Origin of the sequence: Streptomyces sp. E2N166 (assembly GCF_003671715.1) — a bacterium.
In the GTDB taxonomy this organism is placed as follows: domain Bacteria; phylum Actinomycetota; class Actinomycetes; order Streptomycetales; family Streptomycetaceae; genus Streptomyces; species Streptomyces thinghirensis.
Genome location: NZ_RAIF01000027.1, coordinates 188,514 through 199,136, shown reverse-complemented (window position 1 = coordinate 199,136; position 10,623 = coordinate 188,514). Strand labels below are relative to the sequence as shown.

The following is a 10,623-nucleotide window of genomic DNA, read 5'->3' as shown; positions in this document are numbered from 1 at the left end:
CCTGGCGGGCACATACCCGTCTTCCTCTACCACGCGGTGATGGACGATCCGCCCTCGTGGATCGCCGAGTTCACCGTCACTCCGAAGGAGTTCGCCGCCCATCTGGACGCGATCGTGGACAGCGGCATGACGCCGGTCACGATCAGCGTGCTCGCCGACCACCTCGCCGGGCGGGCGCCCCTGCCGCCCCGGCCGGTGCTGCTCACCTTCGACGACGGCTTCGCCGACCTGCCCGGCCCCACGGCCGAGGCGCTGTCCGAGCGCGCGCTGCCCGCCACCGCCTACCTCACCACCGGGGCCATCGCCCCGGGCGGTCGCAGTCTCCTGCCCCCGGCCCCGATGATGACCCTGGACGCGGCGGCGGATCTGGAACGTTCCGGCATGGAGATCGGCAGCCACACCGTCACCCACGCCCAGCTCGACACGCTGTCTACCAACGGGCTGGCGTACGAATTGCGCACGTCCAAGGCCATGCTGGAGGACGCCCTCGGGCATCCGGTCCGCCACCTCGCCTACCCGCACGGCTACAACAGCGCGAAGGTGCGGTCGTTGTCGGCCCGTGCCGGGTACGAGACGGCGACCGCCGTGCGACACGCGCTCAGCTCCGACCGCGACGAGCGGTACCGCATCGCCCGGCTCATCGTGCGGCGGAACCACACGGTCGCCGACGTCGAGGCGTGGCTGGCTGGAGGGGGCGTCCGGATCGCCCCCTACCGCGACGGGCCGAAGACGGTCGCGTGGCGGTGGTACCGGCGGGGGCGTGCCATGGTGCGGGGGCCCGAGTTCGCCGGCTGACCGCGGTCACTCGAGTGGCTGGTTGAGGTGGGGGTCGGCGACCACCTTGCGCAGGCTGGCCCACGCCCGGTCGTTGGCCACGGCCAGATCGCAGTTCGGTCCCGGGTCGCGGTAGTTCCACTGGAGGGCGGCCTTGACGCCCTCCAGTTCCTTGAGCACGCGGGGCACCTGCGCGTACCAGTCCGCCTGCCGGTCCGGCCGCTTCGGGTCGGAGGCGCTGCCGAACTCCGAGAGCATCAGAGGCTTGTCGTCGGAGAGGTTGGCGCGGATCCAGTCGTGGGTGGCGTGCTGCGTCTGGGCGAAGCTGAGCCAGTCCGTCTTGTGGCAGAGGTAGTAGTTGTACTGGTTGTAGCCGATCCAGTCGACGTACTCGTCCCCCGGGTACATCTTCTCGAACAGGCCGGCGTGGTCCAGGTAGCCGGTGATGATCCAGGTCCACACGACGTTGTCGACGCCGAGCTCGCGGAACCGGTCGTGGATGTGCCGGTAGGCCCGCACGTAGTCGGCCGGTGTGCCGTTGTCCGGGGTGCGGGTGTCCATCTCCAGGTCGAAGGAGAGGAACACCTTCTTCCCCGTGCGCTGCCCGTACTCCTCGATGCGCTGGGCCTGGACGTCGATCACCGAGTCGTCCAGGTCGCCGGCGGCTATCTGCTTCCAGGTGGGCTGCTGCTGCTTGGTGCCGCCCCACCATTTGCTCTCCCAGGAGAGCAGCAGCATGCGGTCCTCGCCGACGCGCTGTTCCTGCTCGGTGAGGAGCTGGCCTTCCAGGCGGGTCTCGGTGACCGCGGACATGTCGTGGTACGTGTACACGATGTCGAGCCCGCGCCCGACGTTCTTCTCGTACTCGTGCACCTTCTCGGCCAGGTCGGACTTGTCGTGCGGCACGAACGCGCCGAACCAGGCGCCACAGGGCGGTTCGAGCAGCTCGGTCGGGCGGCACTTCGCGTCGTCGGCCGGGTCGGCGGGGCCGGAGGCGTCGCGCAGGGCGAGCACCGCGACCAGGACCGCGCAGGTGGCCGTGATGGATGTGATCAGCAGTCGGCGCCGGCCCGGTCCTCTGCGGTCCCTGGGGGGCTTGGGCCGGCGGTGCTGTCCGGTCGTCGTCGAGTCTCCGGCCGTGCGGCGAGCGGGACGGGCGAACCTCACAGAGTGGAACCCTTCCGTTTCCTCGGCGCCGCCCCCCGCGCCGTGCTGGCCGTCGGCGGGGAGGCACGCAGGCGCGGGCAGAACGCGGCGAGCGTGGTCAGCAGGGTGAGCGTCAGCAGGACGCGGTCCCCGCTGAAGGCGTGCGCGGCTATCAGTACCGTGGCGACGAGCATCGCGGCGCTCACGCTCAGCAGGACGGCCAGCATCAGCCGTTCCAACAGGTCGGAGTGGCGTTCGAAGTTCGGGTCCCGGCGCTCGGCGGGGGCCTCGGCGCGGCGGGCCCGCAGGGCGGGGCCGCAGATCCCGACCAGGGCGGCGCCCGGGCCGACGGCCAGGAACGCGGTGACGGCCGCGCCGCGCAGTGGTGAGCCGCCGGGCAGGGCGAGCGCGGCGAGCGCCAGCCAGCCGGCGAACGGGGGCAGCATACGGATCATGAGGTCCTGCGGTGTCATGGCGTCCTGCGGTGTCGTGGCGCTCTGCGGTGTCATGGCTGACTCGCTCCCCTTCTCAGCTCGCCGGTTTCAGGACGTACAGCACGCCGGTGCTGTTCTCGGCGATCAGCTCGAACCTCGGTGACGCCGCCACGGACTCCCGTAGGCGCTCCAACTGCGCCTTGTCCAGCTGGCCGTTCATCTCCGAGTTGGCCGTCTGCCCCTGGGTGAGCAGGAAATAGGCGCGTGCCGGTGCCTCCACGGCGGCCATGTCGCGGGCCAGGACGGCGGCCGGGTCGCGGACTATCTCGTCGACGTGGCGCCGGTCGTCGTCGAGGAACCAGTAGTGGTCGACTCTCCAGTACTGCTCGTAGGCGAGCGGGTAGTTCCGGTTGGCGGCGACGACCAGGGAGTCGTCGGGCGCCTGGTCGAAGAGCCGCTGGACGAGGGCGACTTCCCGGGGCGGGAAGTAGTTGATGCGGTCCTTGCCCGAGTAGCTCGGTACGAAAGCGAGGGTCCCGGCGAGCAGCACGAGCGGCGGCACCCACGCGCCGTACCGCAACGGGGGCGGGGAAGGCAGTGGCAGGCGGCGGCGTCGGGCGACGGCTACCGGCGAGTACCCGCCCGTGTCCCGCGCGGCGGCGTCGGCGGCCAGCGTGCGGACCTTGGGCAGCAGCGCGGCGGCGGCGAAGAAGGCCGCGCCGGGCAGCGTGAACATCAGCACCCGGAAGATCATCTCGCTGCCGTAACTGCTCGCCACGAACATCGGCAGCGGCGCCGCGGCGACCAGCAGCAGCGGCAGCGCCCGGTGCCGCAGCACCCGTTGGCGCAGTACACCCACCAGCGCGAGCAGGAGCACGGAACCAGAAAGCAGCCGGGCCGCCCAGGAGGTCGCCACCGCTCCGGTGCCGGTGGGGGTGGCCCCGTACCCGGTCTCGACGTTGGCGCCGACGTCGCCGATGGAGCGAATCATGTCCGGCATGGCGGCGGACAGGAAGGGCAGCGCGGCCGTGAGGCACCAGGCCAGGAAGATCACGACCGTCGTGACCGCAGGGACCCAGTGGCGGTAGCGGCGCGTGAAGACCAGCGCGACGAGCGTGACGACGAGCATGCCGGGTGTCAGCTGGTGCGAGACGACGATGGCGGTGACCAGCACGCTGAGCAGTACGGTCCACACGGCCTGCCCCTGACGGCCGCCCCGCCCGCCGGAGCGGCCGTAGCGGCGCAGTACGACCGCGATGACGCCCAGGTGGAGGACGAAGGCTACGGACTGCGGGGAGAAGTAGTCCTGGCCTACCCAGTTGGCGACGCAGAACAGCCACACGGCGGTCCAGATCAGCCGCCGGTCCTCGGTGAAGGTCCGGTAGACCAGCAGCAGCGGGAGCAGCAGCAGCACGCTTGAGACCAACGGCCACCAGGCCATGTACATCGCGGCGTTGTCCACACCCAGCAGCCGCACCAGCGCGGCCTGGGCTGCGAAGAAGCCGGGCCACTGGTCGTAGACGGCCATCTCGCCGAGCTGGTCCGCGCTCTGGAGACCGCCGGACGTCAGCAGATGGTCGATGACCGCGTCGTGCTTCCACGCCCAGGCGTAGAGCGGGGTCGGGTAGAGAACGGCCTGGGTGGCCCGCTCCATCACCAGCAGGCCCAGGACGTACGCGAGGGACCAGCAGTTGCGACGGCGCGGGTCGCGGACCGTGGTCCAGAAACCCGCGGTGAGCACGGCGAGGCCGGCCCAGAAAGTGGGGTGCAGGGCGCTGACCAGGCCGTAGTCGTCCAGGGGGGACACATCGGTGTGCCGCATCGCGTAGCCCCACAGGGCGAGGGCGACGAGGAGGGGCACGGCAGGCCAGGCGGCGGCCGCGCGGGTCGGCCAGGCGGCCGGGGTGAGGTCGGACAGATCCGTCACGGGCAGCTCGGCGGCGGAGCCGGTGGGCTCCGGGGTAGAGGGGCGATGGGCGCGCGCGGTACTCCTCCGGCCCGGCCGGGCGGACGCTTCGTCCGAGGTCGTGGTGGCCGACTCCTGCGAGGTGCGGGGCCGCTCCCGCGAGGTGCGGGGCTCTCCGGTTGCTTCGGGCGCGTCCCGGTTCGACGCGCCCCGGGGTTCCTGCCCGGGCGCGGGCTCTGGTGCGGATCTCTCCCGTGGAGTTGCTGGCGGACGCACGACGGTTCCCCCCTGGCGATTCGGCTCTGTGCTTGATCAGTCCCTGGCCATGCCGTTCGGTCTGGTGCGGTGCGGGGGCTCCGTCATAGCGGTCGCGTCGATCGCGTCGATCGCGCCCCTCGTACCCCTCGTGCCCGTCGCGCCCCTCGTGCCCGTCGTGCCCGTCGTGCCCGTCATGAAGGACGGGCGACGCAGGGACAGGAGCAGGACTACGAGGACGAGCAGCAGGAGGAGAGGCGGCGCGATCGGGGCGAGCTCCTGACGCCAGACCCAACCACCCACCGCGACGAGATACAGAACCCCCCAGCGTCCCTGCCACGGCAGTCGGCCGCCCGCCTTCGCGAGCAGCAGCCACAGCGGTACGAGACACAGCAAATGCAGGACTAGCGGAGTCCAGCGCAGCAGTGGGCCGGGCCCGTCGAGCCCCGCCGCTTCCGCGATAAATCCGGCCGTCTCGGTGTATAACGTCCCACCGACCGCCTCCGGTTCCCGGCCGAGCGCCACGGGCGCCGCGTGCAGGGCCAGGACGGCGGCGCCAAGTGCGCCACCGGGCAGCCACGGGTCGGGCGAGGAGCACAACGTCACGGACGCCACGAACACCACGAGCATCAGGGCCCCAGCGACCAGCGCCGGCAGAGGAAACTCCCGCAACAGCTCCTGCCCGGTGAGTTCGGCCCCGACCTCTGAGACGCCGCCCAGCCACGGCAAGTCGCGCAACGCCACCAGGAAGACGATGGTGGCGACGCCGAGCAGCAGCCACAGGGCAGGCCTCAGCAGCCGCTCGGGGATCGCCCCGATCCCGCCGTCGTCATCGCCCTCCACGAAGGCGCCCTCAGTGTCGCCGTAGCGGTGGTCGCCGTCGCCGTCGTCTTCGGGGCGGGAACCGGAGCCGGGGCCCGGGTCCGCGTCGGTCCCCTGGGACTCCTGGGGCACTTCGGTCCCATGGGCCTCGTTTGGCACGTCGGTCGCGTGGGGCTCGTGCGCCGCATCCGGCTCATGAGCCGCACCGGTCAAGTCCGGCGTCGGGTCCTGGCCGGACGGGAGCCCGGGCCCGGCGTCCGGGTTCCGTGGCCGCCGGACGATCACCGCGAGGGTGTCCGCCTCCAATGCCTCCCGCTCGTACCCCGGACGCCCTATGAACAGGGCGACGGTGTCGTCCCGTGGTGCCTCGTCGGACTGCCCGTGCTCATACGCCGCCCGCCGCGCCCAGCTCGTGCCGTACCCGGCGGTGGCGTTCAACCGGGCCCAGTGGGTGCCGTAGGAGTTGCCGGGCCCCGGCTTCCGAACGCCCCGCAGCCCGAGGCCACCGGAGGCGTCCCTCCCCCGGGGCCCGCCGGAACGACCCGCTCCGTCGCTGTCGCGCAGGGTGGCCCGCAGGCCGGGCACGCAGCCGACGGCGACCACCGTCATGCCCCCGAGCACCGCCCAGCCGGCGCCCGCGATCCCGGCCGGGCTGAACAGCATGACCGCGCTGCCCAGCACGAGGGCGCACATGGTGCCCTGCACGGCGGCGAGCACGCCGGTACGCCCCTGGACACGCAGCACGCCGATGTACAGCTCGACCACGATCCTCGGCAGCGCCCCGATGGCCAGCAGCCGCAGCACCGTGGAACCGTGCTCGGCGTAGTCCTCGTCGAAGGGCGCGAGGATCTGCGGCGCGAAGACGACCAGGAAGAGCACCACCGGCACCAGCAACAGCGTCATGCGGCGCAGTGCTCCCCGGACGCCGTCGGCGAGGCGGCGCGGGTCGTGCGAAGCGTGCGCGGTGAGGGAGGAGGCCATGTTGATGGCCATGAACTCCATCGTGCCGCCGACGGTGTACGCCACGTAGAAGTAGCCGTTCTCCGCGGCGCTGAAGTTGACCGCGACCATCACCGGAAGCAGGTTGATCATCGCCAGGCTGAACACCGCGCCCAGCGAGTCCCCGGCCAGGAACCGGCCCATCTCACGGACCTTGGGCGGCTCCACGTCGCGGTCGGCGGCGGCCTGGCGCGGGATGAGTCTGCGGAAGATCAGCCAGCCGAGCGGCAGGGTGGAGAAGGCGATGGCCACGGCCCAGGACACGAAGATGCCGAGCACCGGGAGCGTGGTGGCGAAGAGGGCCAGCAGGATCAGCTTCCCGACCGAGAACACCGCGTTCCCGGCGGGCACCCACTCCGCCTTGCGCAGCCCGGTCAGCACGCCGTCCTGGAGGGTGAGCAGCGCCCAGGCCACGCACGCCGCGACGAACAGCGCCCCCGCCTCGGCGGTGCCCAGCGGGGCGTACGAAGCGCCCCACAGGTCGAGGGTGAGCAGGAAGACGACGGCGGCCACGGCGACGACCACCGAACTGGCCGCGTACGCCCGCCACACCAGCGGCCCGGTCGCGCGGCCGGCCCGCGGTACGAAACGGACCACGGCGCCGATCATCGTGGTCGCCGTGATGCTGGCGAGCAGCCGCATGGCGGCGATGGCGGCGGAGCCCTGCCCGACGGCCTCCTCCGAGTAGTAGCGGGCGGCCACGAGCCAGAAGCCGAGGCCGAGCACGGCGGAGACGCCGGTGCTGAGCATCAGGAAGTAGGCGTTCTTGAAGAGCGAGTCGCCTCCGTGCCCGCTCCCGGACGGCGTCGGGCCACCGCCCGCCGGTGCCGCCGCGGTCTCGTGCACCTGGGTCTCAGCCACCGGTCGGAACCAGCCCTTCGGGTGCCTCGGCCGGTCGTACTCCGGACTCCTCCAGCGCGGCGACGGCCGCACGGGCACGCAGCGGATCCACGGGCAGCGCGTGCCTCGCGAACCAGCGCGCCCCCTCCGGAGAGGGCGACGGGTCGGTGAAGGCGGCGCCCGCGTAGTCGTCCAGCGGCGGGTCGTAGAGGTAGCCGACGACGATGCCGCGCCGGGCCAGCGCCCGCACCGCCGCGTCCCGGTCCGCCACGAGCAACGGCACGCGGAACAAGGGCTGCGCGGCGCCCGTTGATCGGCTTCTCGCACCCTCCCACCCGGCCGGCTTCGCCCAACGCGTCGACAGCAGCAGCTCCGTACCCGCACGGCAGTCGGCGAGTACGTCGTCCAGCCGGTCGAGCCCGCGTCCGATGCGCCCGAGCCGGAACCGGCCGGCACGCAGCCGGTAGTCGTGCATGTCGACGCGCACCCAGGGGTCGTGGGCGTCGAGGGAGTGCCGGGCATCGAGGTCGGGGGCCGAGGCGACCGCGCGGGTCAGCTCCTCCGGACGCAGCGGCATCCGGATCTCCTCCCGCTCCATCAGCCCCAGCAGCCGCATCGCGGCCCAGGCGGCCCGCCGCAGTCGCAGCCCTCGCACGGCGGCCTCCGCATACGGCCGTACGGCGTAGGCGAGTTCGGCCGTCGTACGGCGCGGCAGCAGCAGGTCGTCGCAGGTCTTCGCCAGCGCGTCCCGCAGCCCCGGGTCGGCGACCGCGAGGATTCCCCCGGCCTTGGCACCGACGTGCTTGGACAGGCTGAAAACGGAGGCATCGCCCCAAGCGCCGACCGGCCGACCGCCCACCTCGCTGCCGATGGCGTGCGCCGCGTCCTCGAACAACGGGATGCCCAACGCGTCACAACGAGCCCGCAGTCCGGGCGCCGGGTCCGGGTTGCCGTACAGGTTGGTCGTCACTACGGCGGACAGCGAACCCCACGCCTCCCCGGGCACGGCATCGATGTCGATGGACGCGTCCGACGGATTCAACGGCGCCTGCACCGGCCGCAGTCCGGCCGCGAGCACGACGAAGAAGATGACGTCGTCGTTGACCGGCGACATAAGCACCCGGCCGCCCGGCGGGCACCAGTGACGCAGTGCCGCGTACAGCCCGAAACGGCATGACGGTACGTACACGCATTCTCGGCCGAGTCGGCTGCGCATGGTCTCTTCCAGCCGCTTCCTCGGCCGCGAACCATCCCGCACCGAACCCGGACCGGCCTCCCCAATGGCCATCCGCCCCCCTGGTGTGCCATCGAAAGCCCCCTCCCCGAGGCCTTCCGGCACCCGCCCAGAGTCGCCCCGTTCGCACCGCTCCGTCAAGATTGCGTACCGGCCTGTGGACAACTTCCCGTACACAAGCGGAAGCGGAGCGCCACATCCCCGGCCGTTCGGGCGGGCGTACGCGGGTGGCGAAGGAGCCGCCCCACCGGTCACTCCCCCGTCCCCACGCATGGGCGCCCGGACCACTCCCCGCACGTCAGCACACCTGAACGCGCCTCCCCCGCCACGCACCGCCACCTGACGACGCACTGCCCAAGACCGGTATGTCACCCGTAACGTGTGGCCCGACCACGAACCACGTGGCGCACCCGGCGCGCACGGCGCACATGGCGAGCACGAAAGCGAGGCAGCACCCGATGCCCCCCTTCGATGTCCCCGAGGGCGACCCCTTCGGCCCGCACAACCTTCCGTACGGCGTGTTCTCGATCCCCGGCACGCAGAAGCGGACGGTGGGCGTCCGGCTCGGCGACCACGTCCTCGACGCCGGCGCGGCGGCCCAGGCACTCGGATCGCCGTACGCCTCCCTGCTCGCACGGCCCACCCTGAACCCGCTGCTGGCGGCCGGCCGCACCGCCTGGTCCGACGTACGGCGCGCGCTGACGGCCTGGGTGACGGTCCCCGCCCACCGCGAAACCCTGGAACCCCTCTTCCACCCCCTCTCCTCGGTGACGCTGCACCTGCCCTTCGAGGTCGCGGACTACGTCGACTTCTACGCCTCCGAGAACCACGCCCGGAACGTCGGGCAGATCTTCCGCCCCGACGCCGCCGACTCCCTCACCCCCAACTGGAAGCACCTCCCCATCGGCTACCACGGCCGCTCCGGCACGGTGGTCGTGTCCGGCACGGACGTCGTACGGCCGTCCGGGCAGCGCAAGGCCCCCACCGACACCGATCCCGTCTTCGGCCCGTCCGTCCGCCTCGACATCGAGGCCGAGGTCGGGTTCGTGGTGGGCGTGCCGTCCGAGCTGGGCAGCCCGGTGGCGCTCGGCGACTTCCGCGAGCACGTCTTCGGACTCTGCCTGCTCAACGACTGGTCCGCGCGGGACGTCCAGGCCTGGGAGTACGTCCCCCTCGGTCCGTTCCTCGGCAAGTCCTTCACCACCTCGGTGTCGGCCTGGATCACGCCGCTGGACGCCCTGGAGGAGGCACGGGTGGCCCCGCCGCGGCGCACGCACGAGCTGCTGCCCTACCTCGACGACACGGACGGGGAACTCGACGAACCCGGAGGCTACGACCTGCGGATCTCCGTCGCCGTCAACGGCCATGTCGTCTCCGAGCCGCCGTTCTCCACCATGTACTGGACGGCCGCCCAGCAACTGGCCCACATGACTGTCAACGGCGCCTCCCTGCGTACCGGCGACCTCTACGGCTCCGGCACGGTGAGCGGACCTTCCGACCGGGAGCGCGGGTCCCTGCTGGAGCTGACCTGGAACGGACGCGATCCCCTCGAACTCCCGGACGGCAAGCGGACGTTCCTGGAGGACGGGGACGTGGTGACCCTGTCGGCCTGGGCACCGGGGCCGGGCGGCACCCGGGTGGGGCTGGGCGAGGTGACCGGCCAGGTGCTCCCGCCACGGACCGGACGGTGACCACCGCGACTCCCGCGCGCTCGGATCCGTTGCCCGTCGGGGCCTGACTCACGCCGCCCGGCACCGTCATACTGGCGTCGGGCGGTGTGTGCGGCACGTCCGCGCGCCCGCGAAGGCGAGCACCGTCATGCCAGCCGACACAGTCGCCCCCGGACACACCACTGTCCGCACCACAGCCCAGCACAGCCAGAGCCGCCCTTCCGACCAGGATCCGGAGCCCGTGGCATGACCGTCTGCCTGCTCCTGCTGTTCGTCGTCGCCGTGACCGCCGCGGTACCGGTGCCGCGCGCGCTGACCCGTTCCGCGTGGCCCGAACGGGATCCCGTGGTCGCGCTCTGGGTGTGGCAGTGCCTGGTCGCCACCGTCCTGCTGTGCTGTCTGACGGCCCTCGTCCTCGGCGCCGCCGCCGTCTTCGGCACCGTCCGCGCCCAGCTCTTCGCGCCGGCGCCGCCCGCGGTCACCGCTGCCTACAACCTCTCCGCCGGCCCGCCGTGGGCGGCCGCCCTCACCCTCCTGCTGGCC

The 10,623-nt window shown here is 72.2% G+C and carries 7 protein-coding genes and 1 pseudogene; 3 read left to right on the top strand and 5 right to left on the bottom strand.

The window, feature by feature from the left end; all coding sequences use genetic code 11:
- Window positions 1-795, top strand: a 795-nt coding sequence (locus tag EBH09_RS21425; protein WP_238697399.1) for a polysaccharide deacetylase family protein, incomplete at its 5' end; no start/stop codon positions are given.
- Between the two features lie 6 nt (window positions 796-801).
- Here EBH09_RS21425 and EBH09_RS21420 read toward each other — a convergent pair.
- The 5 genes from EBH09_RS21420 to EBH09_RS21400 form a co-directional block, all read right to left on the bottom strand.
- Window positions 802-1,941, bottom strand: coding sequence for a glycosyl hydrolase (locus EBH09_RS21420; protein WP_121748590.1), 1,140 nt, complete (start codon window positions 1,939-1,941; stop codon window positions 802-804).
- Complete coding sequence (locus EBH09_RS21415; protein WP_238697398.1) at window positions 1,938-2,429, bottom strand: hypothetical protein; 492 nt, start codon at window positions 2,427-2,429, stop codon at window positions 1,938-1,940. Before EBH09_RS21415 ends, EBH09_RS21420 begins: the two co-directional genes overlap by 4 nt.
- Before the next feature lie 19 nt (window positions 2,430-2,448).
- On the bottom strand, window positions 2,449-4,281 hold the full coding sequence (locus EBH09_RS21410; protein ID WP_121748589.1) for a glycosyltransferase: 1,833 nt from the start codon (window positions 4,279-4,281) through the stop codon (window positions 2,449-2,451).
- Between the two features lie 291 nt (window positions 4,282-4,572).
- Window positions 4,573-7,197, bottom strand: coding sequence for a lipopolysaccharide biosynthesis protein (locus EBH09_RS21405; RefSeq protein ID WP_238697397.1), 2,625 nt, complete (start codon window positions 7,195-7,197; stop codon window positions 4,573-4,575).
- Window positions 7,190-8,464, bottom strand: a complete 1,275-nt coding sequence (locus EBH09_RS21400; protein WP_121748588.1) for a DegT/DnrJ/EryC1/StrS family aminotransferase — start codon at window positions 8,462-8,464, stop codon at window positions 7,190-7,192. The genes EBH09_RS21405 and EBH09_RS21400 overlap by 8 nt, the downstream gene beginning before the upstream one ends.
- 404 nt (window positions 8,465-8,868) lie before the next feature.
- On the opposite strand from EBH09_RS21400, the gene fahA reads away from it, so the two are divergent.
- Together fahA and EBH09_RS21390 are read left to right on the top strand one after the other, a co-directional pair.
- Window positions 8,869-10,101, top strand: coding sequence for a fumarylacetoacetase (gene fahA / locus EBH09_RS21395; protein WP_121748587.1), 1,233 nt, complete (start codon window positions 8,869-8,871; stop codon window positions 10,099-10,101).
- Window positions 10,102-10,326: 225 nt separating this feature from the next.
- Window positions 10,327-10,623 (top strand): annotated as a pseudogene (locus tag EBH09_RS21390) (M56 family peptidase); the annotation flags it as partial.

Coding starts and splice junctions, on each gene's coding strand:
- EBH09_RS21415 (WP_238697398.1), bottom strand. CDS start 2,429: ATGACACCGCAGAGCGCCACGACACCGCAGGACGCCATGACACCGCAG.
- EBH09_RS21400 (WP_121748588.1), bottom strand. CDS start 8,464: ATGGCCATTGGGGAGGCCGGTCCGGGTTCGGTGCGGGATGGTTCGCGG.
- fahA (WP_121748587.1), top strand. CDS start 8,869: ATGCCCCCCTTCGATGTCCCCGAGGGCGACCCCTTCGGCCCGCACAAC.